This window comes from Pseudoalteromonas sp. Ld20 (assembly GCF_045064175.1).
GTDB lineage: Bacteria > Pseudomonadota > Gammaproteobacteria > Enterobacterales > Alteromonadaceae > Pseudoalteromonas > Pseudoalteromonas neustonica.
Map to the genome: position 1 here is coordinate 344451 of NZ_JBISHB010000026.1, position 20038 is coordinate 364488.

Below are 20038 nucleotides of genomic sequence, written 5' to 3' on the forward strand. Positions count from 1 at the left end.
AATTAATACGTTATATTTATAAAAAAATATCGTTAAACTCAGCAATTATAAATTTTTTATTACCGAACGGAAAAATTATGAAGTGGCTCATCCATCTCTTGCTATTAACTTTTTTAGCTTTTAGCTCCTTAACTATAAGTGCTAAAACCGACAATACTGTCGTACTTATCTCCCTTGATGGCTTTCGCTGGGATTATATTGAAAAACACAGCGCACCCAATCTAGCAAAAATGGCGGGATCTGGTGTACGTGCGAAAAAAATGCGCCCTGTGTACCCAACTAAAACATTTCCAAATCACTTGTCGATCATAACCGGTTTACTTCCGATTAATCATGGTATTGTTGATAATCGTTTTTGCGATAGTGACCGTAATGACTGCTACAGCATGGGCAAAGGATTAAAAGATAGCACATGGCTCAAAGGCATCCCTCTTTGGAATTTAGCCTCTATGCAAGGGCTAAAATCTGCCACCTATTTTTGGCCAGAGTCGGATGCGCGCTTTAACGGTATGACCCCTGATTACTTCTACCATTATTCAAAACATAGCGATTACCAACAACGTATTGATCAAGTGATTCAGTGGCTAGAGCTACCTAAAGCACAGCGCCCACGCCTTATTGTTAGTTATTTTTCATTGGTCGATAGCATGGGTCACGAATATGGCCCTGATGCAACACAAACCCGAGATGCTGTTCATCAGTTAGATGAGTTAATGGGTCAGCTACAGTCACGTATTGCACAGCTGTCGCTTAATATTAATTTAGTGATTGTTTCTGATCATGGTATGAGTGCGGTTGAACCACAGCAAAGTATTGCCCTAAGCAGCCTACCTAAAGATGAAAACTTTATGGTTAAAAATACTGGCCCACGCGTGCTCTTCTATGCAAATAAAGACAGTAAAGCCGATATTCCAGCTTATAAAGAACGTTTAATGAATGCCGCAAAGGGCCGCTATATTGTGCTAACCGATGCACAGCGTAAGGGATATCATTATCAAAATAATGGCCGTACTGGCGATATTATTTTGCAAACTACCGCTCCACGAGTATTTTCAAATAAAGGTAAAGTAGATTACCTTGGCACCCATGGCTATGCCTACACTGATGATATGGCTGCAACTTTTATTGCTAATGGCCCAGCATTTAAACAAGGCTTATTATTAGATGAAGTCAATAATCTTGATATTTACCCGCTGATAGCCAAAGTCCTCGGAATTAAAATACTCAATAAAATCGATAGTGATGGGACAACCTTGTGGCCTGCGTTAGTAGAGTAAGCCGCTTATTGTTACGTTAAAGCTCTGATAGCGATTTAATCGCGAGAGCTTAGCCCAATGAGAATTGAGTCAAGCCCTCGCGTCCTTAGAAAACCCTTTAGACAGGACATGTTTTATCTTTGTGCTCCCATTGTCGTCTGTTTATGAAATAACCCTGTCTGATTTTCTTAGTTTGCTGCCACCACCATATTTGAATAATACTTGCTGATAACATTACACGGTGGTTAATTCCTACGTTATAAACTCTTTATAATCCGACAATAAAATAAATTGTAAACTAGGTTAATTGATTGTTACCAGATATTGTGCCTATAATAGCACATAGCTAGGTGATGTATCGTTTAACCCCATTAAGGATTGACCAATGAATATTAAAAAATCTATAACATTGGCTGTGATGACAGCGCTGTCTACTATACCGTGGCAGAGCACCGCAAACGATGTATGGCAACAGTCAATTTCATATACCGCTGGCAGTGAAGTATGCTTTGCAAGCACGCTATACAAAGCACGTTGGTGGGCCAATCCAGGTGAAGAACCAGGCTCATCACAATGGGGGGCATGGGTTGCGAAAGCTGACTCAACTGTATGCGATAATACTGTTTCCCCGCCTGTTGAGCCACCGGTCGATCCCGTAGACCCACCAGTTGAACCAATTGATCCTCCAGTAGAGCCCATAGATCCACCGATTCAGCCACCGGCAGAACCGCCAGTGACACCGCCATCAGGTGACCCATACGAAACAGGCGTTACAAAAAATCCCGCTGGCGGTTATTTTATTAACCCTGCATTAGTGGCAAACACCGAGCTTGAAAAAACATCTTCGCCATTATTTAGCAAAGTAAAAAATACGATTCGTAAGCTTGATAATGCAAGTGTTGAATCTGTAACCCCACTAAGAGCAGCTAACCCTCGCAATGTTAAGCGCTTAGAAGCGATATTAGATCAAGCCAGTTTTGAGTTTTTATTTGCTCAACGTGCACCTGAATATACCTATCGTAAGTTTTTACAAGCGGTGGCAAAGTTTCCTGCTTTTTGTGATGATTATGATTCAGAGCAACAAGCCGAGGCAGTGTGCCGTAAAGCACTGGCAACTATGTTTGCTCATTTTACCCAAGAAACAGGTGGCCACGATCCGCATTCGGCCATTCCACAATGGCGCCAAGGCTTATACTTTATACGTGAAGCTGGCTGTAGCGAAACCAGCGCAGGTTGTGGTTATAACAACTCATGCGGACCCTCAACATGGCAAGGACAAACATGGCCATGTGGTACTGACGAGCAAGGGTTATATTTAAAATATTTTGGCCGTGGTGCAAAACAATTATCGTACAATTATAATTATGGCCCATTTTCAGACGCGATGTTTGGCGACGTAAATGTACTACTTAATAACCCTGAGTTAGTAGCTGATACGTGGCTTAATTTAGCCTCTGCCGTATTTTTCTTTGTGTATCCCCAGCCACCAAAACCAGACATGATGTCGGTTGTTGACGGCTCATGGGTACCAAATGAAGCAGATATCGCTCGCGGTATTAGCCCAGGTTTTGGTGCTACAATTAATATTATTAATGGCGGTATTGAATGTGGCCACGGCTACGACAAACCACAAGCACTTAACCGTATTGCATATTACGAGCAATTTGCAGCGTACTTAAATGTACCTATTGATAATAATGAAGTGCTCAATTGCAGCAACCAAGACAGCTTTACAAATGATGGCTCAGGTGCGCTTAACATTCATTGGAGCGAGGATTGGAGCTGGAAACAATACCGACCAGATGGTAAAAGCTTTGAATGCAAATTAGTGCCTTATCAAACACCTTATTTTGCCCTAAGTGAAGGTGCTTACAAACGCTGTGTAGAAGAGAAATTTAACGCAACAGTAGAATAACGCAAGATTAAATAACAGCCTTGGCGCATAAGGAGCCGGCTAAGGCTGTTATTACTTGAGCTCAATTTAGGTTACTTATAAACGCTGTTTTGATTTACTCTCCAACAAAATAAAACTTAACCCGATTAATGGTATATTCGTTGTTACTGGGTTAAACGCGCCAACAAGTAATTGTGGCTGTAAAACAATAACAAAAAATAACAACCCAATTAATCCTACAATATTGAGCCAGACGACTGTTCGGTTTTTATAAAACAAAATAAAAATTAAGCCAAATACCAGCTCACCAACACCCGCTGCTTTTGTTATTAAATAAGAAATTTCATCCGAAAAACCAAGACTTGCTGTCATCATTTTTTCAATCGGATCAATGTGTAACAATTTTGGAAATAGTCCATGATAGAGCCAGCTAAACCCTATAATAAATCGGGCAATTTGTGTTAATAACATCTAATAACTCCATATGCTTTTAGTCAGATAATCCCTATTACATTAAATGAGTGTACTGTTATACCCAAGCCACCTCAAGATGCAGTTTCAGTTGGCGTTAAAAGGGACGGACAAAGTAACGCCATGGTATTAAGCTCCTTTGAAACGCTGAATTCTACTATGAAATAACTCAAACATTGAGCGATGATTATTCATAGCCATCAATTTTTATATCTAAGCGGGATGTTAACTGCAGTTGCGGTATGAGAAGAAGGAATTTTTATAGAGTTAAATTATTTAATATAAAGAGTAAATAGCGCAGTACCAACACTGCGCTATTTAAATCATGCTATATAACCGTTAAACGTTTAAAACGTGTATTTGCAACCAATAGGCAAAATGCACCTAACGCAAGTAACAACATCACGCCGTGGTGTACGCCTTGCAACTGAGCCGGCTGTATTTGCTGTGAAGGTTTAAATAATGGAAAACGTTCAATATCTTCGGACGTGATCGCTGTATCATTAAATAAATAAGGGTATATAAATTCTCTAATTTGTTGATGGTAAGCGCTCACCTGCAACAAGTAAGCTCGTTGACCCTGTGCATCACTGCCAGCTAATTGATCAAGCGCTTGTTGATACAACAAATTAGGCGAAAGCCAGCTCACTAACGCTAAGTTACTCGAGCGCGCTTGTTGTTGAGTTAAATGATCTTGCCAATGCTGCTCAACTGCAAGGTCGCTAAGTTGTTGCATCGCATAATACCACTTCCAATGAAAGCGTCCGCTAAACTGTGTTTTTTCGCTGTACTGCGGGTATTGCTCAACAAAGCGTTGCAATGAGTCTTGCATATCTTGATCCCAACCATCATTTAAAATTAAACGTTGCTCTATGCTGGCTTTTAGTGCGGGCTGCTCATTAAATTGTTGGTTAAGCACAAGATGAATAACACCAGGAATTAACACAGCAAACCCTAGCCACACGCTAATAAATGCCAAACTATTAAACAAGCCGTTCATATTAAAACTAATGATCAAAGTGGCTACTAAAAACCAAAAAGCACAATAGACAAGGCTAAGTCCTAAGGCTTGTATAAATAGTCCATCAAACGGTAATGAAAGTAGCATTGCTGCAACTAAAAACAGTAAAACAATGATCCCTGCGACTAAATAAAAACGCAGTAACAAAGCGCGGATAATGCTTTTCACAGCCGCATTACCTGCAAAGGCACTAAGCAATCTAAAACGCCCCGATTGACGCTCATCGCTGAGTAAATTAACGCACAATACACCAATCAAAATTGGCAGCATGTAGGCTAATACGAACCCTAAATCAAAACCGCCAGCACGGTATTTCTCAGGGTTGATCACCTCTTTGTTATAAATTTGCCCCTGTAACGCCAAAGCATTGACTTTCATCGCCGCGAGGCTATTTTGACTTTGCCCTACAAACAAAGCAGCCCAAGGTGAAAGCTGCCATTGAGTAGGTGCTTTTGCGTAATAAGCAAGAGAGCCAATTTCAGGTAGCGACTCACGTGCTTTTATATGCTCTCGCTCTTTATCAAACACCACTTGCGCTATGATTTGATCTTTACGCACCTGTTTGTAACCTTGTGCGCCTAAATAAATCGCTAGTAAAGCACTGACAAAAAAGACCAATAAACTTATTTGATTTGCACGCGGTGATAGTAAACGCTTTAATTCAAACTTAAGCATGGATAAATGCCCTCCGTTGCACACTCGGTGTTACAAGCACACCGAGTAATAAAGTAATGACCGCTACAAAAGCCAGTATTGCCGTTAAGCTATTGCTTAATGACCAACTTAAACTTGCTGGCTGATAGTGAAACTCAGGGAAATCTTGCCATAAAGATGCAGATACGCGCTGCTCACGGTCATTATGATGGTCAATCTCTTGTGTGTGTATTGTATTTAAACGTTGAATACGTTCAAAACGATGTTGCTCAGCTTGCTGCTCAAATGAAAAGAAATGTCGGCTATCGGCACCACTTATCGCCATTGATAAATCGCGTACGGCTAAGTAAGGATTAAGCCAATAAAAGTAACCAATAAACTCACGCTGTGCTGCAAATTGATCAAGCTGTGTTTGGTAGTGACGTTGATAAATTTCAGCACTAATTCGCTCACCTTCTTGCATTATTAAGCCACCATAATTAACAGGGAGTTGCTCAATGGTATCAACGCCATATTGAGTTAATATTCGCTGTTTAAACTCATTAAAGTGGGGGTCGTTAGGATTATGGCTATCGCCAACTTTACGAATGTCTGTTTGCACTTTTAACGCCAGCATATTACGGCTTTTATGCGGGTGTAATTGTTGGGCAATATCAGCAAGTGTTCTCGGCGCTAATACTAATAGCACAAACCACACGGTAATTAACGCTGTTAAGCTGTGTTTTGGCATACGGGTTAAGCTAGAAACGAGTAAAATGACACAAACCCAAAATAAGCAGTACCCTAAATACAGTAAAAACAACAAGCCAATACGAAGCAGCACTTCAGCACTTAGCACTGCATCAGCCAGCGCACTTATCATTATCGAGGCAATAAATACCGGCAGTAAAAACCCAATACTAAGCAGTAAATAAGCAAATCCCTTACCAAGGAGTAAATGATTAAATTTAACGCCAATGGCCAACAATTGCTTTAAAGTCCCTTTTTGCTGGTCGCCGCTAATGCATGAGAAACCTAATGCTATTAACAGTAACGGCCAAACAAACAGTAATAAATTAGCAACCGAAAGTTCAGAAAAACGCAGCAAGCTTGCCTGGCTATCATTGGCAAAGTTAGCGCTATTTTGTTTATGTGCTTCTAAAAAAACACTGTTACCCACCCAATTATTCACACCAATGTCAAAATAGCTCAACGCGCTGGGCGGGCGAAATGCAAAGTGACCAAAGTGCGCTACTCGGTGCGGGTGGCGATCGGGTTGAGCTAACCATTGCTGCTCTACCATATGTTGTGAGCTAATTTGTAAACTGCTACTTTGTTGGTATTGCTGCCAACTTGTTACCAACGCCACCGCGAGCAGTACTTGCATGAGTGCAAATAACAACCACAATGTGCGATTTTTTACTTTTTGTTTTAGCTCGTGCTTGCACACTTGCCAACTAATAAAATGAGACATAGTAATTCCTTTTAAAATCGATACGACACGCTAAAGTTAATCGCACGCCCATCGGTAGGAGAGTGAATTGTTTCATCACCCACTAAGTAAACATAATCTGAGTAGCTATCAAATAGGTTATTGATCCGCAGCCCAGCATTTCCCCAGCCCAAATCATAATCAAAGGCTAAATCAACTAGTTTATAATCACCGTATTGCTTATCTTGGATAACATTACTGACATAGTAATCACCTTGAAAATGACCAAACAACGACACTTTAAGTTTGTTAACCGGACGGTAGATGATCCCTGCCGTTGCAGTAAACTCAGGCACGCCTAATAACCAATTACCTTTTTGAGCAATTTTTGCTTCACCGGGTTCGACCAATTTTGCTTCTTGACGGGTATACGATGCAAAGCCAGACCACTGCGTATTGATATCAGCGCTCAATGCGAGATCCCAGCCTTTACGTTTGGTTTCGCCGATGTTTTCAAACCCACCTGAACCATCCGTTTTTGGCGTTAACTCGTCTTTGGCGTCTTGCTGCCAAACTGATAAGCGCGTATTTAACCAATCAAATAACTGCCATTTTGCACCCGTTTCAAATCCATAGTTTTTAGAGAAATCAAACCCTGAGCTTTGCTCATTTATATAGGCTTTGCTGCCTGTAGGTGCTTGGAAACTCACACCATAATTAGCAAACAGATTTAGTCTATCGGTCATCTCGTAAAGCACATTAAACTTAGGCTGAAGGGTAATACCCTCATCATTTATGGTTTTGTATTGCTCGCTTATGCCATCGAACAAATCACCACTGAAGCCATCAAAGCGTAAGCCACCACTAATGAGTAAACGCTCACCTCTGTACTGTAACTGAGTAAAACCGCCATAATTGTTATAGTCAAAATCCCAATTTCTAAATTGCTTTTGGCGTACTTTCTTTACCGTTACAAAACGTTCATTACTGTTATCTTGCGCTTGATAATCAAGCCCCATACTGAGTAACCAAATAGGGCTAAACGTTGCACTTAATGTAGCTACTGCTCCGTATTGACGATCTTTTTCTAGGCGTTCTTGCTGAGCTGAAGATGCTGTGTACTGTAAATAACGATGACGATCAAATTGTTGTATGTAGCTTTTAACACTCAACTGCCATACAGGGTCAAACGCATGATCTAAATGCATACTTAAATGACGTGTTTGTTTATCGCCACTGTCGTTTTGTGCGTAATCGGCAGATTGAGTGGAGTCACGATGCGCTTCTTGCTCAGTTAGGTAACCCGGGGCATCAGCTTCATAGTCAAAGTAACGTGCAATAACACCAAGCTCTGTATTATTGCTTGGTTGGTAGAACCACTTTCCTGAAAAAGTATGTTTCTCAAGAGCACTATGATCTCGATAGCCTTTAGTATCACGCACGCCTATAAAATAATGCTGAGAAAAACCATTATTTACATCACCAAAATACCCTTGTGCTTCATAGGTATCAAAACTACCAGCCAAAAATTCAACTTCCTTTGCGTCATCACGACGGCTGGTCATATTAATATTACCTGCTAAGTTATGCAGGCCATAACGCGCATCTTGGTTGCCTTTAACCACTTCGATAGACTCCACTTCCATCGGAAATAAAGCATCCATTTCGCCTAAACCAACATGTAAGTTGCTCGGTATGCCATCAATTAACAGTTTGGTATGTGGCATCGACCCTTCACCATTAAAGCCACGCATGGCGACGTCTGTTGATACGACACCTTGATTAAAGCGCGAGAAATACACACCAGGTATTTTAGTGAATAAATCCACTGTGATATTTACATGCTCATTTTGTAATTGATCACGATTAACTACATCAACAGAGCCCACTAACTGAACATCTTTAGCGCCATTACTTTGACCATGAACCTCGATCACATCACCAATAAATAATGTTGAATCTTTATTTTGCTCATCATCAGCAAAGGCAATCGTTGAGAAGCTCAAGCAGCTTAATAAAGCAATATTAATTGGCGAAATACGGGTACTACACATGATTGTTATCCTATTTTTTATACGAGTTCAGGTTCTGACGATTTAATATTTTTTGACTGTGCTTGCTGTGGTAATTCATCACCGCTAATAATGTGGTGGTAGTTAGCTTCAAGGTCATCGAGCGAAAGATTTTTATTATCAAGTAAAGTGCGTAGTTGACCCTGTTTCATAATGCCTATTTGTGTTGCGAGACAATGAGCGCAATACAAATCATGGGTAACCATTAAAATTGCGGCGCCGCGCTGAGCAAGTAAATCAATAATTTTAATAAATTCACGCGTGGCACTTGGATCAAGCCCTGATGTCGGCTCATCAAGCAGTAGTACTTTGGCTTTACGTAAAATAGCAAATGCAATACCCACCTTTTGGCGCATACCTTTTGAGTAGCTGCTTAGAGGGTTTTTCCATGCACTTTGTTGCAAACCTGTTTGGGTAAGCGCCGCTGCAATTTCTTCATTTGTGGTCGATTGCTTTGTAAGTGAGGCGAGGTAGTGCAGATTTTCTATTGCATCAAACTCTTCGAATAAATTTACTTGCTCTGGTAAATAAACTAATTTTTGCTTACTTTTTTCAGGCTCTAATTGCACATCAATACTATCGATTGTCATGCGCCCGGAGTCAGGTTCAATAAAGTTTAACAGTAAATTTAAAGTGGTACTTTTACCTGCACCGTTTGCACCTAATAAACACGTAACTTGCCCTGCAGGTACAGATAAACATAAATCATTTAGTGCGTGGTTATCGCCGAACGATTTACTTAAATGGCTAATTTCAATCATTACATAATCCCTATTGCATTATTTTGATATAACATAACTTTTGTTATGTTATATCAAAATCACATTTTCAACAATAAGAGTTATTCTCAAATTAGATTTAAGCAAAAGAGGCTCGCTAAGCTAAGGTCATTACCTCAGCATAAAGAGCCTCTTAACCCAAATTATGGTTAGAAATTAAGTAAATTGGCGGGTGAATATTGATCCGTGAGTACTTTTGTATCACTTGGCCAGTCTTGGTTGTTTTTAGTTGAGCGCATGCCTTTGCTCACAGCATCAATATCTATACTATATGGGGCTAATAACGGCGCTAATTTTTTTACTCGCTCAGTAAGGTGTTCTTTAGTCGGGGCTTTGTTAAACCCGGCTAAAATGATCCGATTACTCTTTTTAGCCGTCGTTACATTAATAAAATCACCAAATACCGCATGATATGTAGCTGATTCATGTTCATATAATTTGCTTGATGAAAAGGTATTAGCCGCAACAATTCCTCCCTCAGCTAAAACACTTTTTATCTCTTCAAAAAACTCTTTTGTGAGTAAATGCTCAGGAATGTAGTCGCCATTAAAGGCATCAAGAATGATCCAATCAAACGTTTGTTTTTTAAGTGCCGCACGTTTTATAAAAATACGGCCATCTTGCACCTTTGAAGTTACTTTTTCGCTTTCTTTAAAATCAAAATAATCCCGCGCAACTTTTATCACTGCAGGGTCAATTTCAACATTTTTTATTGTCGCTTGCGGGTAAAGCTCATGAATTACATTTGATAATGTACCGCCGCCGAGGCCGATAATTAACACATTTTTTGGGTTATCGATCATCAATAAGCTGGCAAACGTTAATTTCGTATAGTTAAACACCAACTTTTTCGGTTTGCTTTTATACATACAACTTTGGCTACTTTGACGTGTTTTTTCGTCAAATTTTAAGCAACGTAAATCACCTGTTTCTTCCACTAAAATATTACGATAAAGCGAGCGCTCACTGTGAATAACCTTTGCAATGCTCGCATTTGAAAATAATGTTACACCAACAAGTAGCAAACAACGAACCGTTAGCTTACGCATAGACAGGCTCCTTTATTGTTAGCTTATCAAGTGCAATAGCGAATAACCCAAGGCAACCAATAAATGAAGCAAATCCAATGATAATGGCATTAACGTCAAATGCTAACACCATATAAAATGAAGTAATAATTGTGCCCAACGCACTGCCTAATGTGCTAACAAAGTACAAACCGCCAGCCACTTGACCACTGTGCTCACTGTCGGTGACCAATAAGCGAACGGAGTAGGGCGAGATCATACCTAAAATAATCGTGGGAATAAAAAACAGCGCTGTTGATGCTAACAACGAGCCATAGCGGCTATCTTCAACGTGCGTAAAAATAAACGCCATAATTGGTTGAGCAAACAATGCGATAGGAAGTACGGCAATACTGGCGAGTAAAAAGATTAAGCCGTATTTTGTTAAAGAGGGTCGTTTAATCGATAACTTACCACCAAGCAAATAGCCAAACGATAAGCTCAGCATAAATACTGTAATAATACTGCCCCAAATATGCACACTACTACCAAAAAAAGGCGCTAAAATTCGTCCCCCTAGAAGCTCAATTCCCATGATACTAAAGCCGCTACTAAAGGCTAAAAAATAGATAAGTCCATTGGTTTTATTTAACATTCATTTTAGTTCTTGTTGTTTAATGTTTAAACCATCTTAACGTGATGAAGAGCCATAGGCTAGACTTAGCCGATTAATTTATGAGCTGTAAACCCCATTTACAGCTCATAAATAAAAAGCCCATATACTTTAATTTGTAGGGTATGATTTAACTAGGTCGTATTTTACGAGCAAATACGTATTAAAAATAATAAGGACATTTATGAAAAGAAGTGGTGCGTTATTTGGTGGTGTGTTTTTTTTAGCTGGGTTTGCTGTTTTTTATTTTACGGTGTTATCGCCTGTAATTGACGCAGCTAAAATGCAATTTTGGCATGTGGCACAAGCACAATTAATCAGTGCTGATGTGTCCAGCTTTGAATCACGTGATAATGAAGGCCATTACACCACATTGTATAAGCTTGATATGCAATATAAATATCAAGTCGATGGACAAGAGTACATTGGTTATCGGCCTCAGGTTAACAACCAGAGTAACAGTGACAGTAGCCGCGCATATTCACTCCTTGGTCAAGCCCGAACTGAGCAAAACTCACCTGGCGGGTTAATGATTTGGTATAACCCAAATGACGTTAGTGAATCCGTATATGATCGCTCTTTAAGTGTTAAGTTCCTGCTGCTTATGTCACTTTTTAGCGGTATATTTATGGCTGTAGGCATAGGTGTTTTTATTTATACCGGCTCTCAATCAGCACAGCCGCTAACAAACGTCGATGAAAAAAAACCATGGACGACCCGAACACAATGGGCGTCACCTGTTATTTATTCTGGTGCTAAAAAAAGTGTTAAATATGCTTGGTACTTTGCGCTTTTAGGCTGCTTATTTAGCGGGGCATTTTCTGTAGGCTTATATGGCGGCAATACATTCACTACGGTGCTTGCTGCATTGTTCTTAGTTTTACCTTTGTGGTTAATTATTCGGGCAAGAAAAATTCAAAAACAATGGTTACATTTTAAAGAAGTGCCATTGACCATTAATCCTTACCCAGGTGTGATTGGCGGTAAAGTGAAAGGCAGCTTAACTATTCCCGGTCAAACAAGTACAGCCACGACGTTTACAGCAACATTAAAATGCACCGAACATTTAACCAAACGCAGTGGCACTGAAAGCAAATCGAGTCGCTGTATCGTTTTTTCAGTAGAAAAAGACCTTACACCTAGAACAAGCGCTAAAGGCGCAGGCCTTGATTTTAGTTTTGATGTACCCCCAGGACAGCCTCAATCAAGCACGCCAAGTAAGCGCTACCATGAGTGGGCATTGGTTATTCAAGGCGAGATTGATGGACATAGTTTTGACCGTGAATATATCATCCCCGTATTTATGACAGCGCAAAGTGTATCGGTGGAGCAAGAATTAAAAAATCAGCCATTAACGCCAACCGAACAATCAGCAATGCATGCGCGCTTAACGATTGATGAAGATACCACGACACAAGCACTGACCCTGCAAACGCCAGGCGCTAAAGAGTGCTTGTTTATTATAGCCCTAGGGGCGATATTTTTTATTGTTGGGGTGTTAATTGCAACTTTAAATGGCTCTTTTTTTGGTATTGTATTCTCCGCGATGAGCTGCCTATTTTTAGCTTTAGGCATTTGGGGCTACGGGCGAAACTGCAAAATTAAAGTCAGCAGAAATAGCTTGCAACTGGATGTTTACTTCTTCTCTAAGCATGTACAGGCATTATCATTTACAGCGTCTGAGATAAAAGATATTGACGCTTTTGTATCATCAAAAGTCCAAACCAGCGGCAAACAATCCAGTGAGAAGTTTTCACTGCACTTGATAACACACTCAAACAAAACGATTAACCTAGGCGGAGATTTCAAAACAATAAAAAATGCCTTACACCTGAAACAAAAAATAGAACGCATTTTAGGCTGTCGCTTTGCTAAAAATAGCGACTAGTACCAATAAATCAGCATGGCTTTTAATTAAACGAATATAAACCTCCCTCCAGATAGCTTAATTGGCTGATCTGGCGGGAGTAAATGGGTAAACTACCTCCCCATTTAAGCAATACCCACAACATACTATGACAAAAATTACGCTACTGACTTTTACTTATATATTGCTCCACTCTTTTAACGCTCACAGTAACCAAATGTACAATCTTGATGGTTTAACTGAAATACAGTCCGCATCAGGTTATTTACCAGCCATTGTGCAGCAGAACGTAAATGTAAGAACATCCCCAAACAGAAGTAGCAATAAACTGGGTTTGTTAGCAGGTGGAACGACTGTGCAGGCTGAGTTTTCATTAGATTCTGATTGGGCTAAAGTTTACTTTGATAACCAAAATGCATATATACATAAGTCAGCACTGATAAAGCAACAATACAAAGCTGATATACACTACTCAATTAAAAGTAATGAAAGCGCTGTATTCTCGATGTCAGGATGGCATTACCCACACTTACCTGGCAGTTACTTCCTAAATTATCAAAGTAACAAATTTGGACACGCGAGCTTTGGACCATTAGCGGGCAGTGGTATCTCAGAGATTGATACCAAATTATTTAAAATCAAACACCCTGATACTAACGCCTACTTAATAACAACACATATATCTGGGAGTCGAAGCTACTATACTTCTTATTTAGCAATTGTGAATAAGCTCAAGCTGACTGTTTTTCAACTTCCAACCCACACCACAACTGATCAAATAAACTATAGCATTGAAGACGGGCGTCTAGCATTTACTGGTAAGTCATTTCATTCTTGCTGTGATTACGATGCTTTAACAGCCAACATAAATCTCGAGACCTTAAGTTATACCGCAACCCAGCAAACTTACACATTAAATGACAACGGTGAAACAAAGGCTCCTGCACCTGAAAATATACCACTGACCATTAATGAAATTAAATTAGCAAAATCAACAGGTTTATAATGTAATTCAAACGGGCGCTAATAATCTTCGCGCCCTTTTAGCTCACTAAAATCGCTCATGACCCATTTTTTATAACCTGCTCTGGTTTTTAAATGCATGTGCCATTTTTCAACATGTGGCGGTAAAGTGAACGTTAATCCCTGTGATATTAAACGGTAAATTATCGCGCCAACACAAATATCAGCAAGAGTAATTTTTGGTCCTGCCAAATAAGTAGATTGTCTAAGCTGTTGCTCAACAAGTGCTAAACAGTTATTACACGCCAGTAAATCTTGATTTACTTTATCCATACAACGTTTACTCGCAGGGGTGCGATAATACCCCCAAAAAGTGCCCATAAAAGCTGGCTGAAACGTCACTTGTGACCAGTCCAACCAGCGCTCATACAAAGAGCGCTCAAAAGGGGAGAGAGAATACCAATCATCAGCCCCATAACTAGCTGCTAAGTAGCGCAGTATAGTGTGCGACTCCCAAATGATATTACCGCCATCAATTAACACCGGGACTTTTTGCATTGGATTTAATACTACAAACTCAGTGCTATCAAGACCCCCAAAACGCCCGCCCACTTCAATGTGTTCATAATCCAAAGCAAGCTCATCAAGAAACCATAAAACTTTTTGCACATTAAAAGAGGTTGTTCTACCATAAATTTTCATCAAACATCCTTTTGTTTTTAAATAACCTAAATATTGGCTAAGAGGTTTAGCTGCATATTAATTTATTATCCAAATTCAGGTTAAACATAATCAGCAAGGCTTAAGCCTTCTTTTTTACAGACCTTAATTATTGCATCTCGTTTAGCTAAGCGGCGTAAATAAAGGCCAAGGTGCTTAAAAGCAAGCGGTGGCTGTTTAAATTCATCCGCCCATATGGCGAGCATAAATAAATAAAAGTCACACACTGTAAGTTGCTCGCCAACCAAAAATTTTTTATCTGCCAGCTCTGTATCCAAGAGCCCAAGCATGGCCGTTATTCGGCTTTCTTGAGTAGCAGTAATATTTGCAATTGCATCAACGTTATTAGTATGGTTTTGCGGATAAAAATGCACCATAAGTTCAGCTTGCAGGGTGTTTGTTAGATACATGATCCATTGTAAAAATAGCGCGCGTTCTGGTTCACCAACTTGAGGGATTAATTTATTCTTTGGATTTGATTCAGCTAAATGAATACAGATTGCAGCGCTTTCAAATAGCACGCTTCCATCATCAACTAAAGTAGGTATTCGCCCAGCAGGGTTTAAGGCTAAATAGTTTTTTGCTTTGTGCGCATTGGTTTTTCGATCAACCAGCACGAGTTCAAAATCGGCGTTGAGTTCTTCAAGTACAAAGTGAGGGGCCATACTGGCGTTCAGCGGGTAGTAAAAGAGTTTATACATGAAAAATGGCATCCATTCGCTGTTATTTTTAGGCAGCTAATTTTACCTTAAAAATGTACAAAAAGGCTATTTAAACAGCTAATTGTGTTTAGCCAAAATACCATCATGATGTAACTCAGTTACCGCTAAAAATATTAAACCAAAAACGCAGCAACGTCGTGTCTCAAGTAATTTTGGTAGCCATATATTTTATATGGCTACAGCCTAAAAATGAATGTTAGACCTCTCATTTTGAACACCTACAACGAGCCATATACCAACACTAACTTTTATCATCGTAGATATAATCGCATGGGCGATACCACGTTAATCGCTCCGATGCGAGCGCCGAAATAATGCCATTAACAAAGCTTTGACCGCCGCCAATGGGGTTATATATACCTATGACCCTTGGTGTAATATGCATTTTATCATCATAGAGCAACGCTTTTATTGAACCAAGAGACAAAATGGAGTTTTGCACTGTTGTTCTATTTAATTCACTTGGCAACGGTAAATTAGCCGAAACTAGCTCTCCTGTAGCCCCGAGCGTTTGCACCACTAAAGTACCCGTTAAGTTGCCACTTTGTGCCTCAGCCGCTATTGCCGGCAATCCAGATAAATTAACTTTTCCATTTAATACATTAATAGTGGCTGTTAACCTTAGCCCTACACCTACATAAACGGGTAGGTTAACGACTTCATAGCCTTCCATTAATAGTTTTTCAGCTTGATCAATCCGCTGTTTTACGACTTTTTGATTTAGCTCAGATGATTTATTTTCCACAAACTGAATCGGCGGTTTATTAAAGAGGCTAACTGTTGGGTTTGGCTCTACACTGTATTTTGAAATAACCCGCATAGGAATATCTTCAAATAATTTTACCTGCTTATATGTTTCATATTTTGGCAGGGTGTATTTACCACCCCACCATTTAGTTTCAGGGATTTGACCTGATATTTCACGCTTAACTAAAAAACTGCCTTTTACTGTATCAGTATTCGCATAATCTATAATAACTTGGTATGACTTACCCTCAAACCCAACTGTTGATGGGCCAAAGCTCAGCCCACCATTAGCTGTAAATTCTGCTACAGCGAGGCGTACGGTTTGATCAGGAAATGCATGCCTTAAATCACGTAATACAGGTTGCCTAATTGATTTAAATAATTTTTCTTCTTCGCTAGGTGAGCAACTTGCCCCTAGTAACGTTTGCACAGGGAGAGGGTCAAAAGGAATATAACTATAGGATGTTTGCGTTTCAGCCAACGTTGCAGGTGTGTTAGTGGTCAAATTACAACCAGTGATAATTAGCGAGCTTAAGATTAGTGTAGCTGTTTTCATGGGCAGTCTCCGTTGCCAAGTAAAACCTAACTAACAGCTCAATAGCTAGGGCGGGGTTACAAAATAAAAAATAGATGAAGATTAAAAAATAAACAGTAAGAAATTTCCTAAATTTGCTATGAAATAACTCACACTATGGCTGCTTAGTAGGCTGCTGTATGCACATGAATAACCCTAAACTTAGGTTTTTAAAATGAATTTACAGGTGGGGTTATAAAAAGGGAATTATCATAACTACGAATAAGAAAGCGGTAAGCGCACATTCATGCACTTACCGCTGTAAATTTAACCAAGTAACGCTACTGCCTAAAACTAGGCATTAAAGCAGGGATCCCCGGTAATAAGCCAACCAATGCCATTACACCCGTTAATACTACAAACATAATTAATGGGATGATCCAACGACTCATAGGCGTTAATTCAGAGCTTCTTTCCTTACAGCCTATCAAACCTAAGTTATCCAGTAGCATGGTCAATGACCAACCAAACGCAGGGTTGACCAAGGTTGATGCAAATACCACTATAGCGGCTGATTGTGTTGTTTTGCCAACACGGGTCATTTCCATGCCCGCTTCAAGTAATGGTATAAAAACTCCCACTATGAGTGCAATACACAGTACCGGTTGCCAAATAGCAAGGTCCATTGGATAACCCCATAACCCTGCAACAATACAAAACAGAGCGGTTAAAATAGCCCCCGCTGGTATTGGGCGCTTTGCAATAGCCGCAGGGACAATGTATGTGCCCCACGACGAGGTAAAATTAGAGCCCCCTAAAAGTGAGCCAAATGTTTGCCTTACCGAGGCGCTAAGCATGGTATCGTCAATGTTCATTTGAACTTTTTCAGTACGTTGCGGATAGCTAATTTTTTGAAACACTTGATGCCCTAAAAAATCAGGAGACCACATAGCAACAGCAAGAATTGCAAATGGCAATACCACTATAAAGCTTTCAAGTGTAGGTAAACCGAGCATCCAACCAGTATTTTCACCCCACCAATACATAGGGTTCATGTTAGGTAAGCCCGGTGCTGTTTTAAATTCAAACGGTGCGCCTAATGCAAATGCCGTTAACCCACCTAATAGGCAACTAAGCGGGACTGCTAACCAGCGCTTTTTAAAGTGCTCTAATAACGCGTACAGTAAAATAGTTGCCAAAATAACGATGAAAGCAATATGGGTCATTTGAATTTCTTCCGCCCAAGCAAACAATTTTTTTACTTGTGAAATAGTGCCAATAAAACCTAAATAAAGTAATAACCCGCCACATACGCCTTTACTGGTGAGTCGAGCAAGTAAGCTCCCTCCTTTACTAAAAGCAAGGATCAACCCAAACGCACCAATGAGTAAGCCAAATGCCATAGGGTGTCCTCCCGCCGCAACGACGATTGGAATTAATGGAATTAGCGGCCCGTGTGTTCCCGCTAAATTGGCTGTAGGTAAAATAAAACCGGAAAACAAAATAATAAAGAAAGAAACAATCAGTAGCTCATAGCGTACGTTTTCTAAAATAAATGCGTCACTTAACCCGAGTTGACCAGCAAACGTAGCTGCAATGGCACCAACCATAACAACTTTACCTATTGTGCCTGCCATTGCTGGAATAGTGTCTTCAAATTCGAAGCGGTAATCTCTAAAAGGTAAATTAGGACGCCAGCGTTTTGGCTGCATAATTTGCAGTTCATGTTCGAGATATTCATCTCGGCTTTCAAATTCAGAACTAGGTTTGTGAAGATTTTCATAGCTATCGGTAACTGCTTTTTCACCCGGTCTCTTTTTCGCTTGAGCCTCATCGTGTGGCGTTGTGTTCATGGCTTCTCCTGCAACATAGTTGCTTACTCAAAATAAAAATACAGCTTTGTTTAAAGCAAATAAATATTGAGGTAGCAGAGTAAATCAGGCAGCAGATAATTGCGATTAGGCAAAAGGTCTTGCATGGTGAGCTTTTTGTTATTGAAAACATTTAATTTGAGGTTTTAAAATCTAAATGAAATTTAAAAATATTGTTTTAAATCAATTTACTATTATTAAACAAATGAATTAACACTTAAGTGTAAGTGATTATTTTACAAGCTAAAAACGTGTAATATCTTAGGTATACGCCTTTAGTCTAATAAAATCGCGAATTGCCCAGCTCAAATACAGTAAACGGTTTTGTTAACTGCCCTGATATAGTATCCTCACGGTGGTTTTACTTAAGTGCCCACTGGCTCTACGTAGCCAAAAATAGTTAAGTGTAAATAACGACACCTTCTTCTCCCTTTCAAAAATGACACAATACAAATGAATGAAATAACGATAGCAACTCACAACGGTAATTTTCATGCAGATGATGTTTTCAGCATTGCCGCACTCAAAAGCATTTACCCTTCTTTTAAACTCATACGTACCCGCGATTTAGAGCTTATAAATAAGGCTGATATTGTGATTGATGTAGGGGGTGAACATAACCCTGATACTGGCCGCTTTGATCATCACCAACGTGGTGGGGCAGGCGAACGTGAGAACGGCATTCCTTATTCTTCATTTGGTTTAATTTGGCAAAAATATGGCTTAACACTGTGCAATGGCGATCAAGACGTTGCAAATTCTGTTGATTCTAGTCTAGTGTCAACAATCGATGCCATTGATTGTGGTCACGTTGAAGGTGTATCAAAAGGGATTAGCCTAAGCCAAACCATCTCCATGTTTAATCCTACGTGGCAAGAAGAAAGCGACTTTGATAGCTGTTTTAATGAAGCTGTTGAGTTTGCATCTCGTATTTTAACGCGATTCATTGCAGCAGCAAGCGGCGGCATTAACGCCAAAGCCATTGTTGCTCAAGCAGTCAAAAATGCAGAAGATCCTAGAGTAATCGTATTAGAGAAATACACGCCATGGAAAAAAACAGTCCATGCATTATCTGACGACGCTTTATATATGGTTTACCCTTCGCATTCTGGGCAATGGATAATTCAAACAGTGCCTGCTGAGCTTGGTTCGTTTGAAGACAGAAAACCGTTGCCAAAAGCGTGGGCAGGTTTATCAGACAAAGAGTTTCAAGATGCAACGGGCCTCGATGACGCTATGTTTTGTCACAATGGGTTATTTATTGCCGGTGCAAAATCGTTTAGCAGCGCAATGAAAATGGCCGCGATTGCCCTTGCTGAATAACGAAGCTGCAGCTTAAATTATAAACGTAACAACGTTACTTGTTACGTTTTGTTTAAACTAATTTATACCACTT

General features: G+C 39.8%; 16 protein-coding genes. 5 read left to right on the forward strand and 11 right to left on the reverse strand.

Features of this window, described 5'->3' with window-relative positions; all coding sequences use genetic code 11:
• The first annotated feature begins 77 nt into the window (after nucleotides 1-77).
• Together ACJJVX_RS03625 and ACJJVX_RS03630 are read left to right on the forward strand one after the other, a co-directional pair.
• Complete coding sequence (locus tag ACJJVX_RS03625) at nucleotides 78-1277, forward strand: ectonucleotide pyrophosphatase/phosphodiesterase (protein WP_054452563.1); 1200 nt, start codon at nucleotides 78-80, stop codon at nucleotides 1275-1277.
• Nucleotides 1278-1641: 364 nt separating this feature from the next.
• On the forward strand, nucleotides 1642-3171 hold the full coding sequence (locus ACJJVX_RS03630; RefSeq protein WP_054203940.1) for a glycoside hydrolase family 19 protein: 1530 nt from the start codon (nucleotides 1642-1644) through the stop codon (nucleotides 3169-3171).
• A 75-nt stretch (nucleotides 3172-3246) separates the two neighbouring features.
• On the opposite strand, the gene ACJJVX_RS03635 is transcribed toward ACJJVX_RS03630, so the two are convergent.
• The 7 genes from ACJJVX_RS03635 to ACJJVX_RS03665 form a co-directional block, all read right to left on the reverse strand.
• Nucleotides 3247-3621 carry a DoxX-like family protein gene (locus tag ACJJVX_RS03635; RefSeq protein WP_405630201.1) on the reverse strand — a complete coding sequence of 125 codons (375 nt, stop codon included), beginning with the start codon at nucleotides 3619-3621 and terminating at the stop codon, nucleotides 3247-3249.
• Nucleotides 3622-3949: 328 nt separating this feature from the next.
• Nucleotides 3950-5317 carry a DUF3526 domain-containing protein gene (locus ACJJVX_RS03640; RefSeq protein ID WP_405630203.1) on the reverse strand — a complete coding sequence of 456 codons (1368 nt, stop codon included), beginning with the start codon at nucleotides 5315-5317 and terminating at the stop codon, nucleotides 3950-3952.
• Nucleotides 5310-6749, reverse strand: coding sequence for a DUF3526 domain-containing protein (locus ACJJVX_RS03645; protein ID WP_054203937.1), 1440 nt, complete (start codon nucleotides 6747-6749; stop codon nucleotides 5310-5312). The genes ACJJVX_RS03640 and ACJJVX_RS03645 overlap by 8 nt, the downstream gene beginning before the upstream one ends.
• Before the next feature lie 11 nt (nucleotides 6750-6760).
• Nucleotides 6761-8761: a TonB-dependent receptor gene (locus ACJJVX_RS03650; RefSeq protein ID WP_405630206.1), complete on the reverse strand. Its 2001-nt coding sequence runs from the start codon at nucleotides 8759-8761 to the stop codon at nucleotides 6761-6763.
• A 17-nt stretch (nucleotides 8762-8778) separates the two neighbouring features.
• Nucleotides 8779-9540 (reverse strand): ABC transporter ATP-binding protein, encoded by a 762-nt coding sequence (locus ACJJVX_RS03655; protein ID WP_054203935.1) that lies wholly within the window; start codon nucleotides 9538-9540, stop codon nucleotides 8779-8781.
• Between the two features lie 167 nt (nucleotides 9541-9707).
• Nucleotides 9708-10607, reverse strand: coding sequence for a spermidine synthase (locus ACJJVX_RS03660; protein WP_054203934.1), 900 nt, complete (start codon nucleotides 10605-10607; stop codon nucleotides 9708-9710).
• The gene (locus ACJJVX_RS03665; RefSeq protein WP_054452572.1) at nucleotides 10600-11220 is read right to left on the reverse strand and encodes a fused MFS/spermidine synthase; all 621 of its coding nucleotides are present in this window, start codon (nucleotides 11218-11220) and stop codon (nucleotides 10600-10602) included. Before ACJJVX_RS03665 ends, ACJJVX_RS03660 begins: the two co-directional genes overlap by 8 nt.
• A gap of 202 nt (nucleotides 11221-11422) precedes the next feature.
• Between ACJJVX_RS03665 and ACJJVX_RS03670 the strand changes: the two genes are divergently transcribed.
• Together ACJJVX_RS03670 and ACJJVX_RS03675 are read left to right on the forward strand one after the other, a co-directional pair.
• Nucleotides 11423-13126 carry a DUF3592 domain-containing protein gene (locus ACJJVX_RS03670; protein WP_405630209.1) on the forward strand — a complete coding sequence of 568 codons (1704 nt, stop codon included), beginning with the start codon at nucleotides 11423-11425 and terminating at the stop codon, nucleotides 13124-13126.
• Nucleotides 13127-13322: 196 nt separating this feature from the next.
• The gene (locus ACJJVX_RS03675; RefSeq protein ID WP_170172890.1) at nucleotides 13323-14111 is read left to right on the forward strand and encodes an SH3 domain-containing protein; all 789 of its coding nucleotides are present in this window, start codon (nucleotides 13323-13325) and stop codon (nucleotides 14109-14111) included.
• Nucleotides 14112-14128: 17 nt separating this feature from the next.
• Here ACJJVX_RS03675 and ACJJVX_RS03680 read toward each other — a convergent pair whose 3' ends face one another.
• The 4 genes from ACJJVX_RS03680 to ACJJVX_RS03695 all read right to left on the reverse strand — a co-directional run bounded on the left by ACJJVX_RS03680 (nucleotide 14129) and on the right by ACJJVX_RS03695 (nucleotide 18624).
• Nucleotides 14129-14770, reverse strand: a complete 642-nt coding sequence (locus ACJJVX_RS03680) for a glutathione S-transferase family protein (protein WP_405630212.1) — start codon at nucleotides 14768-14770, stop codon at nucleotides 14129-14131.
• A gap of 80 nt (nucleotides 14771-14850) precedes the next feature.
• Complete coding sequence (locus ACJJVX_RS03685; RefSeq protein WP_169327763.1) at nucleotides 14851-15489, reverse strand: glutathione S-transferase family protein; 639 nt, start codon at nucleotides 15487-15489, stop codon at nucleotides 14851-14853.
• Nucleotides 15490-15751: 262 nt separating this feature from the next.
• A complete protein-coding gene (locus tag ACJJVX_RS03690; protein ID WP_405630215.1) occupies nucleotides 15752-16813 on the reverse strand; it encodes a hypothetical protein in 1062 nt (353 codons plus the stop codon).
• 299 nt (nucleotides 16814-17112) lie between these two features.
• Nucleotides 17113-18624, reverse strand: coding sequence for a DUF3360 family protein (locus ACJJVX_RS03695; RefSeq protein WP_064435562.1), 1512 nt, complete (start codon nucleotides 18622-18624; stop codon nucleotides 17113-17115).
• 471 nt (nucleotides 18625-19095) lie between these two features.
• On the opposite strand from ACJJVX_RS03695, the gene ACJJVX_RS03700 reads away from it, so the two are divergent.
• Nucleotides 19096-19965, forward strand: coding sequence for an MYG1 family protein (locus ACJJVX_RS03700; protein WP_054203926.1), 870 nt, complete (start codon nucleotides 19096-19098; stop codon nucleotides 19963-19965).
• Nucleotides 19966-20038: the final 73 nt, after the last annotated feature.

Excerpts from the sequence above, each read along its gene's own strand:
- ACJJVX_RS03625 (WP_054452563.1), top strand. The coding sequence starts at position 78 with ATGAAGTGGCTCATCCATCTCTTGCTATTAACTTTTTTAGCTTTTAGC.
- ACJJVX_RS03630 (WP_054203940.1), top strand. The coding sequence starts at position 1,642 with ATGAATATTAAAAAATCTATAACATTGGCTGTGATGACAGCGCTGTCT.
- ACJJVX_RS03635 (WP_405630201.1), bottom strand. The coding sequence starts at position 3,621 with ATGTTATTAACACAAATTGCCCGATTTATTATAGGGTTTAGCTGGCTC.
- ACJJVX_RS03640 (WP_405630203.1), bottom strand. The coding sequence starts at position 5,317 with ATGCTTAAGTTTGAATTAAAGCGTTTACTATCACCGCGTGCAAATCAA.
- ACJJVX_RS03645 (WP_054203937.1), bottom strand. The coding sequence starts at position 6,749 with ATGTCTCATTTTATTAGTTGGCAAGTGTGCAAGCACGAGCTAAAACAA.
- ACJJVX_RS03650 (WP_405630206.1), bottom strand. The coding sequence starts at position 8,761 with ATGTGTAGTACCCGTATTTCGCCAATTAATATTGCTTTATTAAGCTGC.
- ACJJVX_RS03655 (WP_054203935.1), bottom strand. The coding sequence starts at position 9,540 with ATGATTGAAATTAGCCATTTAAGTAAATCGTTCGGCGATAACCACGCA.
- ACJJVX_RS03660 (WP_054203934.1), bottom strand. The coding sequence starts at position 10,607 with ATGCGTAAGCTAACGGTTCGTTGTTTGCTACTTGTTGGTGTAACATTA.
- ACJJVX_RS03665 (WP_054452572.1), bottom strand. The coding sequence starts at position 11,220 with ATGTTAAATAAAACCAATGGACTTATCTATTTTTTAGCCTTTAGTAGC.
- ACJJVX_RS03670 (WP_405630209.1), top strand. The coding sequence starts at position 11,423 with ATGAAAAGAAGTGGTGCGTTATTTGGTGGTGTGTTTTTTTTAGCTGGG.
- ACJJVX_RS03675 (WP_170172890.1), top strand. The coding sequence starts at position 13,323 with ATGTACAATCTTGATGGTTTAACTGAAATACAGTCCGCATCAGGTTAT.
- ACJJVX_RS03680 (WP_405630212.1), bottom strand. The coding sequence starts at position 14,770 with ATGAAAATTTATGGTAGAACAACCTCTTTTAATGTGCAAAAAGTTTTA.
- ACJJVX_RS03685 (WP_169327763.1), bottom strand. The coding sequence starts at position 15,489 with ATGTATAAACTCTTTTACTACCCGCTGAACGCCAGTATGGCCCCTCAC.
- ACJJVX_RS03690 (WP_405630215.1), bottom strand. The coding sequence starts at position 16,813 with ATGAAAACAGCTACACTAATCTTAAGCTCGCTAATTATCACTGGTTGT.
- ACJJVX_RS03695 (WP_064435562.1), bottom strand. The coding sequence starts at position 18,624 with ATGAACACAACGCCACACGATGAGGCTCAAGCGAAAAAGAGACCGGGT.
- ACJJVX_RS03700 (WP_054203926.1), top strand. The coding sequence starts at position 19,096 with ATGAATGAAATAACGATAGCAACTCACAACGGTAATTTTCATGCAGAT.